Raw genomic sequence first — 19427 nt, 5'->3', positions numbered from 1 at the left:
AAGGAAGGAGGATGAAGAATGGCAGACAAAAAAAAGACGCAATTTCAGATTCTCGGTAACAAATCCAGCAGCATCCACGGCAGTTACTATACCGGAACTTTGAATCTCAACAATTTGTCCTCACTTCTGATTGACGGGGATGAAGTAAAAATCGATTTGGGGCTTCTTCATGCCAAAAGTACGGTGGAGCGCGGCATCAAATTTACGGCCGATCCGGAAGAAGTTCCGGAAGGAAAGGATTATTGGGTCGTCTGGGTGGCCACCGACCGGAATGAAAAAGGGCCTTACTATGCAGGTGTGGCCGCTTGTCCGATGCGCATTGACCGGGAAAAACGGAAAGGATGGAAAAATCTGGCCTTTCATGTGAACCGGATGGATGATGCCCTGAAGCGCAAAATCAAAATCAATGAGTTGGGCGGGCGGGAAAAACAAGCCCTGAAGGAATTTTTGATCCGGCATAATGAGGAAATGTGGGAAAACAGTGGAGATGAGTTGAAAGAACAATTGTCCAAAAAGTGAACGGTTCGTGAACAAATCAACATATATCTTGCCCGGGTTGACGGGCAGGGGTACACTTGATTTGTGGTTTCGGAATCTTTTGCTAGGACACGGAAATGGCGAGCATATCCGCTCGCTGTTTTTTATTTGGAAACGGATGATATTTTCGCCTCCTTTGGCTCAACATAAAGGGCAAAGGAGGCGTTTTTTCATGCGTGATTTCAATTCGGTCGATCTTTTTGCCAAACACGGGGGAGTCCATTACCGGACCAATGTCCCCAAGCAACAAATCAACCTGTATGTCCGGTCCTTACCGGAACACAAAAGACAAAGCATGTTCCAAGTGATGCAAGAATTGGAATCGGCAGGGATGATCACCATTTACAATGACGGTTTGTTTACCGATGGAGAGGGAAATGTGGGAGGAAGCCAGGATTGCTAAAAAACGGGAACACCCCGGCATCCGTAAAGCCGGGGTGTTTTTTCATCCGTTTTTCCACCAGCGGAGGAAACGTTCCAGCATGGAAGGCTTTTTCTTCCGGGGGATATGAGACGGAGTGCAGGACACGACCGGTTCGGTGCCGGCCACAAAATACTCCAGATAGGCTTGTTTTCCCATGCATCCGGGGGCGGCGATTTTCCCTTCTTCCGGATTTACATAGACAACCTTCACGCCGGGCGGCATGGTGAAGATGCGGGCCGGTTGTTTTCCGGTTGCCTTATTCATGTATTCGGCCCAAATGTTTTGGGCGAGACGTGCTTTGTGGTAAGGCAGTTTTTTTCCTTGGTCATACCCCACCCACACTGTTGTGACCAAATTCGGTGTGTATCCGGACAACCATCCGTCCCAATCGGTGGTTCCGGTTTTTCCTGCCGCGGGCTGATGGAAAAGATGCCCCGCCCGGTAACCGGTGCCTCCCGGTTTCAACACATTTTCCAAAAGTTTGGTCAGCACAAAAGTGTGTGCCGGGGAAGCCACCCGCTCGGGTTCCGTCTTTTCTTCAACCAGAACCCGGCCAAACGGATCTACGATTTTGGTGATCCCGATCAGCGGTTTTTTGACACCGCCGGCTGCCAAGGTGGCGTATGCTTGTGCCATTTCAAACGGGGAAACGGGATAGCTTCCCAAGGCCAGCGAAGGAGTCGCTTGAATCGGGCTTTTAATCCCGAGCCGGCGGGCGGTTTCGATCACCGGGGCGGTGCCGATTTTGGCCAGTGTCCCGACGGCATAAACATTATCCGAACGGGCAATCGCCTCTCTCAGCGTAATCAGCCGGTTCGCATAGTGCTGATGAAAATTGCGGGGCGTGTAAGTGTCTTCGCCAAATTGAAAGATGGTGGGACGGCTCATGATTTTGGACAGGGGCGTAAAGCCGTTTTCCAATGCACTTAAATAGACGACCGGTTTGAAAGACGATCCGGGTTGTCTGCGGGCAAAAACCCGGTTGTATTGAGATTGTTGATAATCCTTTCCGCCCACCATGGCTTTGATGTGACCGGTGACCGGATCCACGGAGATCAGGGCGCCTTGCAGATCTTTGTCATCCCGGGTATGCTGTTGCACCGCTTTTTCCGCCGCTTTTTGCATGTCTGTATTCAAGGTGGTGTAGATTTTAAGCCCGCCGCTCCGGACCAGCGATTCGTCCAGTCCGTACCGGGTGACCGCGGTTTGGATGATGTAATCGCGGAAATAACTGGCTTTGGCCGGCTTGGACCGGGACAAGGGATGCATGCTGATGGCCTGGTTCTTGGCAGCTTCGGCCTCTTCCGGAGAGATGAACCGGTTTTTCACCATGAGATCCAGGATGTGATGTTGCCGCTTTTTGGCCCGGTTGAGATGGCGGTAAGGGGAATAATAATAAGGCCCGCGGGGAATTCCTGCCAAAAGGGCGGATTCAGCCAAACTCAGTTCTTCCGGCTTTTTGTTGAAATACATTTTGGAAGCCCGTCCGATTCCGTAAGCCCCGTGGCCGTAATAGATCTCATTGAAATACAGTTCCAGGATTTCATCTTTTGTGTAATGCAACTCCAATTGCAAAGTATAGATCGCTTCTTTCAGTTTCCGGGTCCAAGTCCGGTCATGCGTCAAATAAAGGTTTCGGGCCAATTGCTGGGTGATGGTGCTGGCCCCTTGCACCACCCCGCCCGCTTTTAAGTTGGCAAAAACGGCCCGCGCAATTCCGGAAACGGAAAATCCGTGATGGCGGTAAAAATCTTTGTCCTCGGCCGCCAAGGTGGCATGGATCAACGATTTGGGAAGTTGATTCAAACGGATGATGTCCCGGGGTTCCCCGTGATCCAATGAGCCGATCACCCTTCCCCGGTCATCCAGCATCATGGAACTGGCGTATGTATCGGGAGGAGGGAGCGGGCGCCCTTTCAGGTAAAGCAAAGCAAGCCCGCAGAAAAGGGAAAAAAGGATGATGCTGATGAATGCCAATTTGACCATGTGTGCAAGACGCAGGATGATTTTTGCCAGGCGGGGGACATGCCCGGGTTGGACACCGGTTGGGAAATCCTGTTTTTTCACAAATAGGCTCCTTCCTTCCAACAAGTTGACAAAGGGTATTATGCGGAGCCTTCAGGAAAAATATACCTGAAAAAATTATGTTTGTATTTCCCGGGAAAAATGATTGTAACCACTGAAAACATGCATTATTCTTAGTATGTTATGGATTTGGTCAGTGTGGACAGGATGAAAGGAGATTGGATGGAAGATGGACATGGAATTGTGGTATACGGAAAAACAAACCAAAAACCACGGAATTACCACAAAAATTAAGCAAACCTTATATCACGACAAATCAGAGTATCAATCGTTGGATGTCATAGATACCATTGAATTCGGCAAGATGCTGGTTTTGGACGGAATGGTGATGACCACTGACCGCGATGAATTTGTTTATCATGAAATGATCAGCCATGTGGCCATGAATACGCATCCGGAGCCGAAACACGTTTTGATTGTCGGTGGCGGGGATGGCGGCGTCGTTCGCGAAGTTTTGCGCCATCCTTCCGTCGAAAAAGTGGTGTTGGCTGAGATCGACGGAAAAGTGATTGAAACCGCCAAAAAATATTTCCCGCAAATTGCCGGCAAGTTGAGCGATGAGAGGGTGGACATCCAAGTGACGGACGGCGTGCGCCATATTCAGGAGAATAAAGGAAAATATGATGTGATTATTGTGGATTCCACCGAACCGGTCGGGCCGGCCGTGGGTCTGTTCCAAAAACCGTTTTACGAAGGGATTTACGAAGCTTTGAAAGAAGACGGGATCATGGTCGCGCAAACGGAATCCCCGTGGTTTAACCGGCCGCTGATCCGTCAGGTGTTCCGGGACATTTCCCAAACGTTCCCGATCGCCCGCCTTTATACGGCCAGCATTCCCACCTATCCCAGCGGGTTGTGGAGCTTTACCATCGGGTCCAAAAAATATGATCCGCTCGATGTGGATGAACAGTCCATTCGCGATCTGGACACCCGTTATTATCATCCGAAGATGCACCATGCTTTGTTCGATTTGCCACGGTTTGTTGAGGAGCTGTTAGAGGATGGGGAGGAAAACGATGCGCTTTGACGAGAAATATTCCGGAAACGTGTTTATCGGAGCCGACGATGATTTTGACCGGGCTCAGGCCGTGATTTACGGCATGCCGATGGACTGGACCGTCAGCTTTCGCCCGGGTTCCCGCTTCGGACCGGCCCGGATCCGGGAAAGCTCTTTGGTCCATGAGGAATACAGCCACTATTTACAACGTGAGTTGTCGGAAGTGACTTATTTTGATGCGGGGGACATTCCCCTTCCGTTCGGGAATGCGGAAAAAAGCTTGCAGTGTATCAGGCAGTTCGTGAGAAAAGTCCTGGATGCCGGGAAATTCCCCTTGGGACTGGGAGGGGAACATCTGGTGACCTGGCCGGTGGTGGAGGAAGTTTACCGGGCTTATCCCGATCTGGCCGTGATCCATATTGATGCCCATGCCGATTTGCGGACCGATTATGAAGGGGAAATTTATTCCCATGCCACCCCTTTGCGCAAAATCGCCGAGCGGATCGGAGGCGAAAATCTTTATCAGTTCGGCATCCGCTCCATGACCAAAGAAGAAGTGATGTATACCGGTGAAGCCGGAATTCATTTTTATCCGTTTGATGTGGTGGAGCCGTTGAAACAATGCCTGCCTGAACTCAAAGGGCGTCCGGTTTATGTCACCATCGACATCGATGCGTTGGACCCTGCGCACGCTCCGGGTACAGGAACACCCGAACCGGGGGGAATCACGACGCGGGAAATGTTGCAGGCCATCCATGCGATCGCCCGCTCGGAAGTGCGTGTGGTCGGGGCCGATTTGGTCGAAGTGGCGCCTTGCTACGATCACAGTGAGCAAACCCCCATTTTGGCGGCAAAACTGGTCCGTGAAATGCTGCTCGGTTTTGTTAAGTAAAAAACGTCACGTCCGGTGCCGTTTCCCCCTGATCAAGGGGGTTTTTTTCATATGGCGCCCTCAAGATTGGCAAACGGCAAAAACCAGTGATAAGATACTAATATTAGACAGAAAGGGGCAGGATGATGATTCCGGTCAAGATCTACATTGAATCGGTCATTCAATCGGAACCGGACCAGGAACCGGATGTGATCAAACAAGAAGTGAGCGGCCGCTTTCAAGAAAAGGAAAACGGAGAGTGGGTCCTGAAATATGAGGAAAACAGCGGAACCCGTGAGGAAGTGAAAACCTCTGTCAAGTCCATGCCGGAAAAGGTCACGATCATCCGGCAAGGCGCCGTTTCCTACCGGCAAAATTACGAACCGGGGAAGACGTTGGGAAGCATGGTTCACACACCTGCCGGAATCACGGAAATGGAAGTCACCACGTTGACGTATGAGCGGAAGCTTAAAGGGCAGGAAGGATGGATTGATTTTTCCTTTTTATTACATATGGGTCAACAAAATTTAGGAAAATACCAGTTGAGTTTACGGTGGATGGGAGGATCATGGAATGAGTCTGCTTGAGCAGAAAAAAGAGAAGTTGAAACAGGAACTGAAACAAGCGGTGATGCAGGCCGGACTGGCTGAGGAAAAAGAGATTCCGGAGATACTGCTCGAAGTGCCGAGGGAAAAAGAGCACGGGGATTGGGCCACCAACCTTGCCATGCAACTGACCAAAGTGGCACGCAGAAATCCACGTGAAATCGCGGCAAAAATTGTGGAACACTTGGACAAAGAGAAAAATCACATTGAAAAAATCGAGATTGCGGGCCCCGGATTTATCAATTTCTTCCTGGACCGCAGCTTTTTGGTCGATGTGCTGGATGAGATCGACCGCCAAAAAGAAAAATACGGATATTCCCCGGCCGGGAAGAACGAAAAAGTGAATGTCGAGTTTTGTTCCGCCAACCCGACCGGTTCCCTTCATCTGGGCCATGCCAGAGGCTCGGCGGTGGGCGATGCCTTGTGTAACCTGTTGGAAGCTGCCGGATATGATGTCACCCGTGAATATTACATCAATGATGCCGGGAACCAAATCCACATGTTGGCGTTGTCGCTGGAAGCCCGTTATCTGGAACAGCTGGGGCAGCCCGTTTCCTTCCCGGAAAACGGTTATCGCGGGCAGGACATTATCGACCTGGCAAAAGAGCTGGTGGAACAAGAGGGCGACCGTCTGTTAAAGATCGACCGGGAAGAACGGATCCAAAAATTGCGTGAATACGGGAAAAAGCGCCTGCTTGACAAAATCCGGGAAGATTTGGCCCGATACCGTGTGAAATTTGATGTCTGGTTCAGCGAAACCTCGCTTTATGAATCAGGAGCCGTGGAAGAAACCCTGAAGGCATTGAAGGAACGGGGTTACACCTATGAAAAGGACGGGGCTTTGTGGCTGAAATCCACTGAATTCGGGGATGACAAAGACCGTGTTCTGATCAAAAAAGACGGCTCTTACACGTATTTAACCCCGGATATCGCTTATCACCGCAATAAATTCCACCGGGGATTCGACCGGTTGATCAATGTTTGGGGAGCCGACCACCATGGCTATATCGCCCGGATGAAAGCGGCGCTGGCTTCCTTGGGGTATAACCCGGATCAACTGGAAATCGTGATTACGCAAATGGTGAAATTGTACCAAAACGGCGAACTGGTCAAGATGTCCAAACGGACCGGCAAAGCCGTGACCCTCGTCGATTTGATGGAAGAAGTGGGAACGGACGCCGCCCGGTATTTCTTTGTCATGAGAAGTCCGGACACGCATTTGGATTTTGACATGGATTTGGCGGTTTCCAAGTCCAATGAAAACCCGGTTTATTATGTCCAATATGCCCATGCCCGGATGATGAGCGTGTTTCGCCAGGCGGAGGCAAAAGGCATCACTCCTTCCAGAGACCGCGAAGATTTGAAATTGCTCCGGGAGGAACAGGAATACGACTTGTTGGAGAAATTGGGAAGTTTCCCGGGCGAGATTGCTTCCTCGGCCGTGCAGCTGGCTCCCCACAAGTTGGTTCGTTATCTGTATGAGTTGGCTTCCGACTTCCATCGCTATTACAACGCCCATCGCGTCATCAGTGATGATGTCAACCTGTCGCGGGCGAGACTGGCTTTGCTTCAAGGAATCGCCCAAGTGATCCGGAACGGATTAAATTTGATCGCAGTGGACGCACCGGAGCAAATGTAATGTTATACTAGCTAGAGGGGGGAATCCCTTCTGGCTTTTTTTATGCCATCATCATAGTGGTATTTTTCATATGTTGAATGAATGTTTGAAAAAATGTAACATTCTATCACTGAAAACCGAGTTTTAATAGAGATGCTCAGACCTTTTTTTGTTGCTTGGGAAATGAAAGATATGATTTGGATAATAAACACTGCGATTAAGGAGATAGAATGATTATGGAAGGAATGAAGCTGGCGGAGAGATATGAGATCCTTCACTCTCTGGGCGGGGGCGGCATGGCGGTTGTGTACAAGGCAAAGGACCTGGTGATTGACCGGTATGTTGCGATCAAGGTGATGAACAATTCATTGATTCATGACCAGGATTTTGTCCGGCGTTTTATCCGGGAGGCAAAAGCGGCCGGCAGTTTGTCCCATCCCAATATTGTCAGTGTCTATGATGTGGGGCGGGAAGGTTCCATCTATTACATGGTGATGGAATATGTGGACGGTCCGTCGCTGATTGACCTCATTAAAAAAGAAGGTCCTTTCCCGCCGGAAAAAGCGGTGAAAATTGCGTCACAGATATGTGACGGTTTGTCTCATGCCCATCGTCACGGGATTATTCACCGTGACATCAAACCACATAATATTTTGGTCGGTTCCGACCAACGTTACAAGTTGACCGATTTCGGGATTTCGCATTTACCCAGTGCCGCCACCGTCAAAACCAAAACTGGTTATGTCATGGGATCTGTTCATTATTTCTCCCCGGAACAAGCTTCAGGGAGAAAGGTGGACTACTCTTCGGATTTATATTCATTGGGAATCGTGATTTATGAGATGTTGACCAAAAAAGTTCCTTTTAACGGGGACAGTTCCATTTCCATTGCCTTGAAACATTTGCACGATCCGGTTCCGGACCCGACAACCTACAATCCGGATATTTCTGAATCGATGCGGCAAGTGTTGATGCGGGCGTTGGAGAAGGATCCGGAAAAACGGTACCAAACGGCAGCGGAATTGAAACACGCTTTGCAACAAGCCTTGGAAAAGCCGGATGCTTATATGTTGCCGGTGGACCGGCCAAAGAAGAAAAAATCAAGCAAATTCAGCCCCAAAAAAATCGGGATCTTGTCCGGTGTGGCGGTTGTCGGGCTTTTCCTGCTGACGTTCGGCATCAAAATGATCGGGGAAACCAAGCAGGAAAAGAAACCGGATCCGCCTTCTTCCACTCCGGCGGCTTCGCAAACACAGGCAAACGAGTCGCGCCCTGAATGGAACCATAAATGGTGGAAGGAAATTCCGGATGATGAAAAGACCGAAAGCAAAATGTTTCGTGATTTTGAAGTGAAGGGAGCCGACGGCCAATACGAGGTGACCCTCAAAGTGAACAATGACCTGAAAGGACGGACTTTTTATTATGATATTTATGTGGTGGACGGATTCAGTTCGCGGTTGGTGTTAAACGGCCGTTCGGTCACCTTTCACAAAGACAAGGATCAGGATTTTACGATGGTGGATTTTGACGTCAACATTCCCAAAGAAGCCATCATGCCCATATCGGGTGAGGGAATTGCCAAAATCACCATATACAGCCTCGACAAGAAATCAGAGAACCGGAAAGAAAAATACACCATCGACAATTTATTGCAGATGTGGGGAACGGTCCCCGAATCTGAAACCGGGAAAAAATCTGATTGACAGGAGGGAAATCCCCTCCTGTTTTTTGTCGGGTCAATCGGTTACAATGGATAGTGATGAATTTTAAGCACAATTCTGATTATTTTTCGGCACCAACCGCGGAAGGAGGAATTTGGTCTGATTCATACCCGCTTGTCCAAAAAAATGATTTGCCGGTTTCTGGATTGTTTGAATGAAGGGGTGCATATCGTCGATGCCCGGGGAATGACGGTTTTTTACAACAAAGCGGCTTCCAGGCTGGACGGCATGGACATTGACGAAGTCATGGGCGTCCATGTGCTTGAGGCCTTCCCTTCATTGACGCAGAAAACGAGCACGCTTCTGAACGTGCTGCAAACGGGAAAATCCATCGAAGAAAAACAGCAGTCGTTTATGAACCGGAGAGGACAGAGGGTGCTGACCGTCAACCGCACCATTCCACTCCGGGTCGGGGGCGAAGTGGTGGGAGCCGCTGAAATTTCGCGCGACATCACGCAGGTGAAGGAATTGTCCGACCAGGTGATTCACTTGCAAGAAAAAATGAACCCGCCGCCCCGCCGCTTCACTTCAAAAAAACAATCCTTTTACCAGTTTGCCGATATTGTGACGCAAAACCCGGTGATGCTGAAGGAAATCGAGAAAGCCAAGCGGGCTGCGCAAACCAAATCCCCCGTTTTGGTAGTCGGTGAAACCGGAACCGGAAAGGAATTGTTTGTCCAATCGATTCACAGTGCCTCCGGTCGTGTAAAGGGACCGTTTATTGTGCAAAATTGTGCGTCGATTCCGTCAACTCTGCTGGAAGGGATCTTATTTGGCACGGTGAAGGGAGCTTTTACAGGATCCGAAGACCGCCCGGGGTTATTTGAATTGGCGGATGGAGGAACGTTGTTCCTGGATGAAATCCAATCGATGCCGATTGAGTTGCAGGCCAAATTATTGCGGGCACTCGAGGAAGGCGGTGTCCGGCGCGTCGGGGATGCGAAATTCCGGTCGGTTGATGTGCGAATTATTGTGGCGACCAACGAAGATCCGCTCATCAGCATGCAAAAAGGGAAGTTGAGGAAAGATTTGTACTATCGCATCCATGTGGTGGGAATTCATCTTCCTCCTTTACGGGAGCGGAAAGACGACATACCGTGTTTGACCCGGTATTTTTTCCGGAAGTTAAAGGCCGAAATCGATTCGCCGTCCGGGGAAATCGACGAGGAAGTGTTCCAAGTGTTCCAGCAGTACCACTGGCCCGGAAATGTCAGAGAGTTGGCACATACCATTGAAGGGGCTTTGACGTTGGCGACCGAAAAAAAACTGTGTGTCGATCATCTGCCCGGCCATTTCAAAAACAGAAAGTCCGATGACGGGATCCAATTTTCAACTTTATGCAAAGAAAATGGCAAGTCACTGCGGGAAGTGGTGAGAGAAGTGGAAACCCGGCTGATCCGGCAGGCGATGAAAGAAACCGGAGGCAATGTGTTAAAAGCTGCCCGTCGGTTGGGGATTCCACGCCAGACCCTGCAATACAAACTGAAGAAAATCAATTCGGTTTAAAAAGTGCCCAAAATTGGGCTTTTTTTTATGTGAAAAAACCGTGCTTTCCCCATTTTTTCGCTTGGCACCGGATTTGCATGCATAAAGGGTGAGAGGAGGGAGCGACTTGATTTATCCGAAAGGCCACCCTTATGGGTTGCATCGTGTGATGGAACCGGCCGGTACGTTGCCGCAACCCGCCTGGAAGCTGAATGCGGATCCGGTGGTTTATGACAATGAATTGTTGATTGACGTGGATTGCTTAAACATTGATTCCGCTTCTTTTCAGCAATTGAAAGAAGAAGCCCGCCATGACCCCGGCAAGGTGGAAGAACAGATTTTGGCCATTGTTTCCCGCCGCGGAAAAATGCACAATCCGGTGACAGGGTCCGGCGGCATGTTGATCGGCACGGTGCAGGAGGCCGGCCCCCGGTTTCCGGCCCGTAACGTCAAAAAAGGGATGAAAATCGCTACTTTGGTGTCCTTGACACTGACCCCGCTTCGCATCGAAAAGATCAAAAAAATACACATGGATACCGGGCAAGTCGAAATCAAGGGGCAGGCTGTCCTGTTTGCCAGCGGTCCGTTTGCCTTTTTGCCGGATGACATCCCGGAAAAAGTGGCACTGGCTGTTTTGGACGTATGTGGTGCCCCCGCCCAAACGGCCCGCCTGGTTAGGCCGCAGGACCGGGTGGTGGTGCTGGGAGCCGGCGGAAAGTCGGGACTGCTCAGTTTGTATCAGGCATGGAAAAAAGCAGGCAAGTCCGGGCAAGTGATCGCCATTGAGGCCGGCGAAAAGGCATGCCGGGAGATTCGTTCCCTGGGGCTGGCCCATGACGTGATCCGGTTGAATGCCACGGATCCGATGGCGGTTTATGAGGCGGTTCACACCGCAACCCGCGGGAAGCTGGCCGATTTAACCATCAACTGTGTCAATGCTTCTGATACGGAGCTTTCCTCCATTTTGGCCACCCGGGATCAAGGATTGGTATATTTCTTCAGCATGGCGGTACAGTTCACCAAAGCGGCTTTGGGAGCGGAAGGAATGGGCAAAGACGTGCAGATGATGATTGGAAACGGTTATGCTCCCGGGCACGCAACGCTGGCTTTTCAGTCTCTTCGCGAATGCGACCGGTTGTTTCAAGTTTTTGCCAAACGCTATCAATGAAAGGGGTCGGAAGATGATGAGAGATTGGCGTGAAATCGAACTGTGGAAAGATGTGACGGAGGAACAGTGGAATGACTGGCTGTGGCAACTGACACACACCATCCGCAATTTTGAAGACTTAAGCAAGGTGATCCGTTTGACGCCGGAGGAGATCGAAGGGGTGAAGATCTCCAAACAGACGATTCCGCTGAATATCACGCCGTATTATGCACTGTTGATGGATCCCGATGATCCGAAAGATCCCATCCGGATGCAATCGGTGCCGATTTCTGCCGAATTGGACCGCACTCCTTACGATATGGAAGATCCGCTGTTGGAAGATACGGATTCCCCTGTCCCCGGATTGACCCATCGTTACCCGGACCGGGTCCTGTTTTTGATCACCAACCAATGTTCCATGTATTGCCGCTATTGCACGCGCCGCCGCTTTTCCGGGCAAATCGGGATGGGCGTTCCCAAAAAACAGATGGATGCCTGCCTCGACTACATCCGGAACACGCCCGAGGTCAGGGACGTGCTGTTGTCCGGGGGAGACGGATTATTGGTCAACGACCGGATTTTGGAGTATTTGCTGAAAAACCTGCGCGAAATTCCCCATGTGGAAATCATCCGGATCGGAACCAGGGCCCCGGTGGTTTTCCCGCAACGGATCACCGAAAATTTGTGCAATATTTTGAAGAAATATCATCCGGTATTGCTGAACACGCATTTTAACCATCCGAAAGAAATCACGCCGGAAGCCAAAGGGGCTTGTGAAATGCTGGCGGATGCGGGGGTTCCGCTGGGAAATCAGTCCGTGATTCTGGCGGGGATCAATGACTGTCCGCATATCATGAAAAAATTGATGCATGAGTTGGTGAAAATTCGTGTCCGGCCTTATTACATTTACCAATGCGATTTATCGGAAGGCATCGGGCACTTCAGAACCCCTGTTTCCAAAGGGTTGGAAATCATCGAGTATTTGCGGGGGCATACGTCCGGTTATGCCGTTCCCACGTTTGTGGTCGATGCGCCGGGAGGAGGAGGCAAAATTCCGCTCAGCCCGAATTATCTGATCTCGCAAAGCACCGAAAAAACCGTGTTGCGCAACTTTGAAGGCGTGATCACCAGTTATCCCGAGCCGGCACATTATCAACCGCACAACAAAGAAGAATGCGAATACTGCCAGGCGGCCGGAGAGCAAGTGGGAATTGCGGCTTTGATGAACGATGAACGGATCAATCTGGAGCCGAAACAATTGACACGGGAAGACCGGCGTGTCCAACCGTCTTAAGGAACGGGGCCATGGGTTTAAAAAAAGAAATCGCTTCCCTGTCTGTCATCGGACTGTCCAAAAACGCCGGAAAAACAACCGTGTTGAATGCATTGATCCGCGATGCCCCCGAAGCCGGTGTGCTCGGGATATTAAGCATGGGAGTGGACGGGGAGAAACATGATGCCATAAGCGGCAAGGAAAAGCCGTTGATCCGGGTGAGGGAGAATATGCTGGTGGCCACTTCCGCCCAATGGCTGAACCGCCAACCGGGACACTGGGAAGTGATTCAATCCTGCGGAATCCAATCGGTGATGGGGGAAGTGTTCATTGCCCGCGCCAAACGGGAGGGGACGGTCCTGTTGGCAGGCCTTCCTTCCAAAAGCGGGGCCAAGCGGGCGATGGAGTTGTTAAGACGGGCCGGTGCACAAAAAATCCTGCTGGACGGGGCTTATGACCGGCGATCTCCGTCCAGTCCCCAACTGACCGATGCCACCATTCTTGTCATCGGGGCTTCCCTTGATTCAAACTTTGCCGGGGTCATCCGCAAAGCCGGGGAATGGAGCCGTTTGCTGCGCCTGAAGGCATGCGACTGTTTCCCGGAACAAAAAGCCGGGTCCTTGGCTTTGGAAAAAAAGCGGGTGGTTGGCATTTTCGGCAACCGCATCGAAGTGCTTCCTTTCTCCGGGTTGTTTTCCATCCGGGAGGAAGGGGAGTGGTTGCAAAACGAATGGCAGGCACTGGCGATCAGCGGGGCGTTGACCGATCGGATGTTGCAAATGTTTCTCCGCTGCCGGAAGGCGGTCCGTATCATTGTTCCCGACATTACACATTTATTTGTCAGCATGCCGGTGCTTCGCCGTTTTTATAACCAAGGAGGGGAAATCCGCGTCCTGAAACCGATCCGTCTCCTCCGGGTGGCCGTCAATCCGGAATCGCCGGACGGATATTCCTTTCCTCCTGGGGAGATGAAAGAAAAAATTGGCCGCCTTTTTTTTCCCGTCCCCGTGGTCGATGTGATGCGGGACCGGTATAAGCAGGGAGGGTGGTGTGATGTTTTGTGATGAACGTACGGCCAAAGAAATCGGCCTCTTGGATTGCCTGGACTTGTTTCAGCCGCTCACCCCTTACGGAAAAGAGCAAAAGGCTTGCCGGCCGTTTTTGCCGGGAGAGGAAGAAGCTTGGCAGCAATGTTTAAACGAGCAAGCGGAGATCAAACAGCAATTGGATGCCTTTTCCATACGGGAACCGGTTCATGCCCTTCTTGCGAACCTCCCGGACATTTCCCCCGTTTTGCGGAAACTGGAGGAGTCCCGGTTATTGGACTTGACGGAATGGTACCAATTGAAAACTTTTTTATACAACACGCAGAAGCTCCATTCGTTGTTGAAACAAACCACGCTCTCCCGCATGATTCTCAAAAACAAAGCGATGGAAAAACAATGCGAAAAGGCTTTTCTCCTTTTAAACCCCGCCAAAACGCGCACCTCTTCTTTTTGGTTTGATGATGCCTACGATGACCGTTTAAAAGAAGCCAGAAAAACGCTCAGGAAATTGCAGGCAACCGTCAAGCGGGATCAGGAACAAAAGGCGGCCGGGATTGCGGAAAAAACAGGGCAAACTTGCAACCGGTTTGGCGAATGGGTGGTGCCCCGGGACACGGAAGGGGACCGGTTGTTAAAAGAAGAGGCGGAATTGATGCTGGTCCGGCAAACGGCCCATGAATCGGTTTACCGCTTGAAAAACGGGCATCCCCTGTCCCGTGAAATCGCCGGATGGGAAGAAAAGATCGCCCGGATCGAACAGGAAATCAACCGGTGGTTGGTACAAGAAATGGCTCCGTTGGTTCCGGATTTCCGTCAGTGGCTGGTTCACATCACCCGGTTCGATTTGCAATGGGCCCGGATCCGGGCGGCCGAACACTGGCAAGGAGTCCGCCCGCGCTGGTCCAAGAATCAATTCCGGGTGAAAAGCGCTTTCCATCCCGCCTTGGAGCAAACGCTGAACGAACGCGGCAGGTCCATGACTCGTGTCGATTGTTCGATCCGGCGCGGGGTGACGGTGATCATCGGCCCCAATATGGGCGGAAAAACGGTCGCTTTAAAAACATTCGGGTTGATTGCAGTCTTGGCGCAATACGGATTTTTTGTCCCGGCTGCCGGCTGTGAAATGCCTTTGTTTTCCTGGGTTGCCGGTTTGCTCGGTGACGGCCAGGGAATCCGGCAGGGGTTAAGCCGTTTTGGCGCGGAAATGGTCCGGTTTCGTGAGTTGTTGAAGCTTCCGGGAACGGGATTGATGTTGTTGGATGAAACGGGAAGCGGGACCAATCCGGTGGAAGGAGGGGCATTGGCCCGGGCCGTCACGTCGTTCCTTGCCAAAGAGCGGCATTATTCCGTGCATGTGACACATTATCAGGAGGTGCTGGATGTCAAAGGCATCCGCCTGTATCAAGTGGCCGGGATTTCCGGTCAAATGGCGGAAGCCGGTGCATTTTATCCCGACACTCTGGAAGAAAGGATGGATTACCGGCTCATCCCGGTCAAAGAGGGACGAAAAAACATCCCGCATGAAGCCATCCGGATTGCCGAAGTCATCGGCCTGCCTTCCGATATCATCCGGATGGCCAAACAACAAGCGGGGGAGAAAGCGGGGGAAAAACAGTGAATAAATTGAGGTTGGATCCAGAGCAAATCACGCGTGCGCGTCAAGCGGCCAAAGCGATTGCCGACCAAGTGGACCGGTTGGTTTCCGTTCACACCACGGTGGCGGTGGAACGGACGGTATTGCGTTGTTTTGGAATTGACGGGGTGAATGAAGAAGGGGTGCCGTTGGCCAATGTGGTTGTGGATCACTTGTTGGAAAGAGACCAGTTGGAAACGGGAGCCGCTTATTGGGTTTTAAATGCCATGGTGCTCAACGGTTGTCCGGCGCAGTATGTCGCGGAACAAGTGGCGGAGGGAAAGTGGGATTTGGTGCAACTCCGCCGTGTCCCCTTGGCTGAAATTCAGGAAAAAGGAAGGCAAATGGCCGGCCAGGCTCTGGATGAGATTTGGAAAAACCGGATGGAGCGACTAGAGTGGATCAGGAAAACCGGGGAGAGAAAAAAGCCTTATTTGTACGTGATTGTGGCAACCGGTGACATTTACGAAGATGTTGTGCAGGCCAAGTCGGCGGCCCGCCAGGGAGCGGATATCATCGCCGTGATCCGCAGCACGGGGCAGAGTTTGCTGGACTATGTGCCTTATGGAGCGACCCGGGAAGGGTACGGGGGGACGTTTGCCACCCAGGAGAATTTCCGAATCATGCGGAAAGCGCTGGATGAAGTCAGCCGGGAAGAGGGGCGGTATATTTATCTGTGCAATTATTGCTCGGGGTTATGCATGCCGGAAATTGCCGCCATGGGAGCGTTTGAACGGTTGGATGTCATGCTGAATGATGCCTTGTACGGGATTTTGTTCCGGGACATCAACATGCAGCGGACCCTGATCGACCAATCGTTTTCCCGCATGATCAACAGTTATGCCGGTATCATGATCAATACGGGGGAAGACAATTATTTGACAACGGCCGATGCCGTCAAAAGCGCGCATACTGTGCTGGCGTCGCAATTCATCAATGAACAGTTGGCGCTGTTGTCGGGGCTTCCCCCGGAGCAAATGGGACTCGGGCATGCGTTTGAAATGAATCCGGATCTGGAAGACGGGTTGTTGTGGGAAATTGCCCAGGCCCAGATGGCAAGGCAAATCTTTCCCGATGCCCCCTTGAAATACATGCCGCCGACCAAATACATGACCGGAAATATTTTTAAGGGCCATATTCAAAATGCACTGTTTAATTTGGTTGGCATCATGACGAACCAGGGGGTGCAATTGCTTGGCATGATGACCGAAGCCATGCATACACCGCATATCCATGACCGGCAACTGGCCATCGAAAATGCCCGGTACATTTTTAACAACGCCCGCCATTTGGGAGAAGAAATCTGTTTCCGGCCCGGAGGGCGCATCGAACAAAGAGCCCGCCAGGTTTTGGAGGAAGCGGTGAAATTGTTGGAAGAAATCCGGGAAACCGGCTTGTTTCATGCTTTGGAAAAAGGCATGTTTGCCGATGTGAAACGGTCAAGGACCGGAGGCAAGGGGCTGGAAGGGGTTCTGAAAAAAAACCCTGACTATTATAACCCGGTTGAAGCGGAACTCCGGTCGCGTCTCGGGTTGAAACCAAGAGAGGGGGTCGGATGTTGAAGGCGGATTTGACCTGTGTGAAACCGTATGGCGACACACTGAATGATGGCATGGTCCAGCTGAGTTTCAGCATGCCGGTTCCATATGGGGAAGAAGCCCGGGAAGCCGCCAGACAACTGGCGATGAAAATGGGGCTGGATGAACCGCAAGTGTACCATATGAAAGACTTGACGGAAGGTTTCACTTTTTTCATCGTTTACGGAAAGTGCCGCCATTTTGTTGATTTCACGAGCATCCGGGTTCCGAAAGTGGATAGTGTACGCATGGATTTTGATCAGATCAATCAGTATATCCGGGAGAAAATCGGCAGAAAAGTGGTTGTGGTCGGGGCGTGCACCGGAACGGACGCACACACGGTCGGCATTGATGCGATCATGAATATGAAAGGCTATCACGGGGAATACGGACTGGAACGATATCCGGAAATTGAAGCTTACAATCTGGGAAGCCAGGTGGAAAACGAAGTGTTGATGGAAGAAGCTTTAAAGAAAAAGGCCGATGTAATTCTGGTTTCCCAGGTGGTGACCCAAAAAGGGGCCCACATCCAAACCCTTACCGAATTGGTGGAACTGCTGGAAGCGGAAGGGGTGCGGGACCAGTTTATTCTCATATGCGGAGGCCCCCGCATTCATCATGAACTGGCTTTGGAGGTGGGGTTTGATGCCGGTTTCGGTCCCGGCACGTTGGCCCCGGATGTCGCTTCGTACTTTGTGCAGGAACTGGTCCGCCGCCAAAACCGGTCCCGGATGTTGTAAAAGGCTGACGCCAGCGCCAGCCTTTTTCTTTAAAACGAAAATTCGGGAGGGGACAAAGGGATTTCATTTTCCTGGTAAACTTTTCTTACATAGACCAGATAATAGGATCGGAACTCCTTGTTGTTTAAGGGATGAATTTCAATCAATTCTTTTTTCTCCAACTGTTCCATGGCAAAGGAAACCCGCGAATAGGGAAAATCCATTTCCTTGGCCAGACGGAAATGGTTGATAATGAGCCCCCGTGGCGGAATATTCACGCGGAAAATGGTATCTTTTTTAGCGACAGGAGAGGCCAGGCGGCTCAGTTCGTAGTAAACGAATCGTTCGATGGGAGGGAGTTTGTCAACGACAGAATACGGGATTTGAAAAGAATGAGGCTTCATATTCTCTCTCTCCTATTCTATATAAGCTTAATAATCAAACGGGATGCCACTGGCTTTAATCTCTTGAAAAGAGGATGGAGGCACATTTTGACTCGACAGCATCCGGGAATGATTCACGGGAGAAAGATCTTTGGCCGGTTGCAATTGACCCATGCAATAGGCAAACAACAGGTTTTTGACCAGTCCGGAAAAATTGATGTCTTCCCGGTCTGCCAACTTGAGCAGTTCCAGTTCGACCGCATCTTCGGTATTAAAGGAAACTTGTCTTCTTTCCCTCTTTTTATATTCCCTCATTCACCGAGCGTCTCCTTTCCCAGTGCATAATAACCGAGTGCATTGGCAAATTGCGGATTGTCAAAAGTGGTGGCGTGGATGAAACCCACGTGTTTGAAGGGCTCCACCAATTCCGTTGCCTTTCCGCCGATCAACTCGACCACATCAGTCGTGGACCACATTCCGCCCAAATGTCCGACGATCATGGCTGCCATTTCCTCCGGATCGGCTTCCCGGACATTATCCCATCCTTTTGGCAACGTTCCGCTCTCCCGGTCAATAAAAATCCCGTCTTTAAACGTGGCATAGTTTGTTGTCCGGGCTCCCGGATCCACGATGCGCACCGTTCCCATGCGCCGGTGCACCCAATAGGCCGCTCCTCCCTCAATGGTGATCGCGGCTTTGGTGATATTGATTTTGCGATATGTACCGTTTAAAACCACTTCGTGCTCTCCCTCCAACTTGGCACGAAGCCGCGCTCTTTCATCCTCTTTATACATGTTGATCGGGACCCCGGTGACCAATTTTACATCCCCGATCGCTCCTGCTTTAAACAAAGCCGTCAGGATCAACAATACCGTCTCCACATTGACTTTGCTTTCGGTCATCATCTGCCTTGTGAAAGAGCCTTCCCGCTCTGCCAGCTGCCCGATGAAATACTCCTTCCCTTGATACCGGAGCTCGATATCTTCCTCCAATGTCTGTACAAAAGTTCTTTTTCTCGCTTTTGAAACTTTACTTGGAAATGAGAATTTTTGATTTCCTGTCACTGTTTTTACAAAGGCTCGTCCTGCATCCACAGCAATTAACATAAAAACGCCTCCTGCATCATTTTTGGCAAATGGAGACTGTCGTCATGACATGCGTCATTCAATCCGTCCGTCCGGGGACTTCAGTCCGGACAAAAGTCAACGAAACAGGATAACGGGTTGCCGTTTGTCATGACTAGAGTCTGTATAAACGGACCATGAAGGTCCACAGTCCGGACTAGGGTCTATTATAGCGCAAAAAA

Annotated in this window: 18 protein-coding genes; 14 read left to right on the top strand and 4 right to left on the bottom strand. The window is 50.9% G+C overall.

Annotated features, from left to right (window positions below):
- The first annotated feature begins 18 nt into the window (after positions 1 to 18).
- Together I8U21_RS03380 and I8U21_RS03375 are read left to right on the top strand one after the other, a co-directional pair.
- Entirely contained in the window at positions 19 to 519 is a 501-nt protein-coding gene (locus I8U21_RS03380; RefSeq protein WP_181731256.1) for a YwhD family protein, read from the top strand.
- A gap of 190 nt (positions 520 to 709) precedes the next feature.
- Positions 710 to 940, top strand: a complete 231-nt coding sequence (locus I8U21_RS03375) for a hypothetical protein (RefSeq protein WP_181731257.1) — start codon at positions 710 to 712, stop codon at positions 938 to 940.
- Positions 941 to 982: 42 nt separating this feature from the next.
- Here the strand turns inward: I8U21_RS03375 and I8U21_RS03370 are convergent, their stop codons facing one another.
- Positions 983 to 3028 (bottom strand): transglycosylase domain-containing protein, encoded by a 2046-nt coding sequence (locus I8U21_RS03370; protein ID WP_198053277.1) that lies wholly within the window; start codon positions 3026 to 3028, stop codon positions 983 to 985.
- Between the two features lie 193 nt (positions 3029 to 3221).
- Here I8U21_RS03370 and speE point away from each other — a divergent pair, with 193 nt between their 5' ends.
- From speE to kamE, 12 genes are all read left to right on the top strand, one after another.
- On the top strand, positions 3222 to 4073 hold the full coding sequence (speE, locus tag I8U21_RS03365) for a polyamine aminopropyltransferase (protein ID WP_181731610.1): 852 nt from the start codon (positions 3222 to 3224) through the stop codon (positions 4071 to 4073).
- Positions 4063 to 4935, top strand: a complete 873-nt coding sequence (gene speB, locus I8U21_RS03360) for an agmatinase (RefSeq protein ID WP_198053276.1) — start codon at positions 4063 to 4065, stop codon at positions 4933 to 4935. Before speE ends, speB begins: the two co-directional genes overlap by 11 nt.
- Before the next feature lie 125 nt (positions 4936 to 5060).
- Entirely contained in the window at positions 5061 to 5501 is a 441-nt protein-coding gene (locus I8U21_RS03355; protein ID WP_198053275.1) for a YwiB family protein, read from the top strand.
- The gene (gene argS, locus I8U21_RS03350) at positions 5488 to 7158 is read left to right on the top strand and encodes an arginine--tRNA ligase (RefSeq protein WP_181731261.1); all 1671 of its coding nucleotides are present in this window, start codon (positions 5488 to 5490) and stop codon (positions 7156 to 7158) included. The genes I8U21_RS03355 and argS overlap by 14 nt, the downstream gene beginning before the upstream one ends.
- 215 nt (positions 7159 to 7373) lie before the next feature.
- Positions 7374 to 8840, top strand: a complete 1467-nt coding sequence (locus I8U21_RS03345) for a protein kinase domain-containing protein (protein WP_181731262.1) — start codon at positions 7374 to 7376, stop codon at positions 8838 to 8840.
- Between the two features lie 132 nt (positions 8841 to 8972).
- On the top strand, positions 8973 to 10364 hold the full coding sequence (locus I8U21_RS03340) for a sigma-54 interaction domain-containing protein (RefSeq protein ID WP_370527019.1): 1392 nt from the start codon (positions 8973 to 8975) through the stop codon (positions 10362 to 10364).
- Positions 10365 to 10470: 106 nt separating this feature from the next.
- Entirely contained in the window at positions 10471 to 11511 is a 1041-nt protein-coding gene (gene kdd, locus I8U21_RS03335) for an L-erythro-3,5-diaminohexanoate dehydrogenase (RefSeq protein ID WP_232333917.1), read from the top strand.
- 13 nt (positions 11512 to 11524) lie between these two features.
- Positions 11525 to 12784, top strand: a complete 1260-nt coding sequence (gene kamA / locus I8U21_RS03330) for a lysine 2,3-aminomutase (protein WP_198053274.1) — start codon at positions 11525 to 11527, stop codon at positions 12782 to 12784.
- Positions 12785 to 12795: 11 nt separating this feature from the next.
- Positions 12796 to 13827: a lysine 5,6-aminomutase reactivase subunit KamB gene (gene kamB / locus I8U21_RS03325; RefSeq protein ID WP_198053273.1), complete on the top strand. Its 1032-nt coding sequence runs from the start codon at positions 12796 to 12798 to the stop codon at positions 13825 to 13827.
- Positions 13817 to 15427 carry a lysine 5,6-aminomutase reactivase ATPase KamC gene (gene kamC / locus I8U21_RS03320; protein ID WP_198053272.1) on the top strand — a complete coding sequence of 537 codons (1611 nt, stop codon included), beginning with the start codon at positions 13817 to 13819 and terminating at the stop codon, positions 15425 to 15427. The genes kamB and kamC overlap by 11 nt, the downstream gene beginning before the upstream one ends.
- Positions 15424 to 17004: a lysine 5,6-aminomutase subunit alpha gene (gene kamD, locus I8U21_RS03315; protein ID WP_198053271.1), complete on the top strand. Its 1581-nt coding sequence runs from the start codon at positions 15424 to 15426 to the stop codon at positions 17002 to 17004. Before kamC ends, kamD begins: the two co-directional genes overlap by 4 nt.
- Positions 17001 to 17759 carry a lysine 5,6-aminomutase subunit beta gene (kamE, locus tag I8U21_RS03310; protein WP_232337467.1) on the top strand — a complete coding sequence of 253 codons (759 nt, stop codon included), beginning with the start codon at positions 17001 to 17003 and terminating at the stop codon, positions 17757 to 17759. The genes kamD and kamE overlap by 4 nt, the downstream gene beginning before the upstream one ends.
- A gap of 29 nt (positions 17760 to 17788) precedes the next feature.
- On the opposite strand, the gene I8U21_RS03305 is transcribed toward kamE, so the two are convergent.
- Genes I8U21_RS03305 through I8U21_RS03295 form a run of 3 tightly spaced genes read right to left on the bottom strand, consistent with a single transcriptional unit; the run spans position 17789 to position 19227 of the window.
- Positions 17789 to 18142, bottom strand: a complete 354-nt coding sequence (locus I8U21_RS03305) for a hypothetical protein (protein WP_181731268.1) — start codon at positions 18140 to 18142, stop codon at positions 17789 to 17791.
- Positions 18143 to 18169: 27 nt separating this feature from the next.
- A complete protein-coding gene (locus tag I8U21_RS03300; protein WP_181731269.1) occupies positions 18170 to 18436 on the bottom strand; it encodes a hypothetical protein in 267 nt (88 codons plus the stop codon).
- On the bottom strand, positions 18433 to 19227 hold the full coding sequence (locus I8U21_RS03295) for a ParM/StbA family protein (RefSeq protein WP_181731270.1): 795 nt from the start codon (positions 19225 to 19227) through the stop codon (positions 18433 to 18435). Before I8U21_RS03295 ends, I8U21_RS03300 begins: the two co-directional genes overlap by 4 nt.
- Positions 19228 to 19427: the final 200 nt, after the last annotated feature.

Source organism: Thermoactinomyces sp. CICC 23799 (assembly GCF_016055145.1).
Classification (GTDB): domain Bacteria; phylum Bacillota; class Bacilli; order Thermoactinomycetales; family Thermoactinomycetaceae; genus Thermoactinomyces; species Thermoactinomyces intermedius.
The sequence above is the reverse complement of the archived record's forward strand: the minus strand, read 5'-3'. Positions and strand labels throughout refer to the sequence as shown.

What these genes read in the sequence shown, in the direction of transcription:
- I8U21_RS03380 (WP_181731256.1), top strand. Translation starts at nt 19, where the DNA reads ATGGCAGACAAAAAAAAGACGCAATTTCAGATTCTCGGTAACAAATCC.
- I8U21_RS03375 (WP_181731257.1), top strand. Translation starts at nt 710, where the DNA reads ATGCGTGATTTCAATTCGGTCGATCTTTTTGCCAAACACGGGGGAGTC.
- speE (WP_181731610.1), top strand. Translation starts at nt 3,222, where the DNA reads ATGGAATTGTGGTATACGGAAAAACAAACCAAAAACCACGGAATTACC.
- speB (WP_198053276.1), top strand. Translation starts at nt 4,063, where the DNA reads ATGCGCTTTGACGAGAAATATTCCGGAAACGTGTTTATCGGAGCCGAC.
- I8U21_RS03355 (WP_198053275.1), top strand. Translation starts at nt 5,061, where the DNA reads ATGATTCCGGTCAAGATCTACATTGAATCGGTCATTCAATCGGAACCG.
- argS (WP_181731261.1), top strand. Translation starts at nt 5,488, where the DNA reads ATGAGTCTGCTTGAGCAGAAAAAAGAGAAGTTGAAACAGGAACTGAAA.
- I8U21_RS03345 (WP_181731262.1), top strand. Translation starts at nt 7,374, where the DNA reads ATGGAAGGAATGAAGCTGGCGGAGAGATATGAGATCCTTCACTCTCTG.
- kamA (WP_198053274.1), top strand. Translation starts at nt 11,525, where the DNA reads ATGATGAGAGATTGGCGTGAAATCGAACTGTGGAAAGATGTGACGGAG.
- kamB (WP_198053273.1), top strand. Translation starts at nt 12,796, where the DNA reads ATGGGTTTAAAAAAAGAAATCGCTTCCCTGTCTGTCATCGGACTGTCC.
- kamC (WP_198053272.1), top strand. Translation starts at nt 13,817, where the DNA reads ATGTTTTGTGATGAACGTACGGCCAAAGAAATCGGCCTCTTGGATTGC.
- I8U21_RS03305 (WP_181731268.1), bottom strand. Translation starts at nt 18,142, where the DNA reads ATGAAGCCTCATTCTTTTCAAATCCCGTATTCTGTCGTTGACAAACTC.
- I8U21_RS03300 (WP_181731269.1), bottom strand. Translation starts at nt 18,436, where the DNA reads ATGAGGGAATATAAAAAGAGGGAAAGAAGACAAGTTTCCTTTAATACC.
- I8U21_RS03295 (WP_181731270.1), bottom strand. Translation starts at nt 19,227, where the DNA reads ATGTTAATTGCTGTGGATGCAGGACGAGCCTTTGTAAAAACAGTGACA.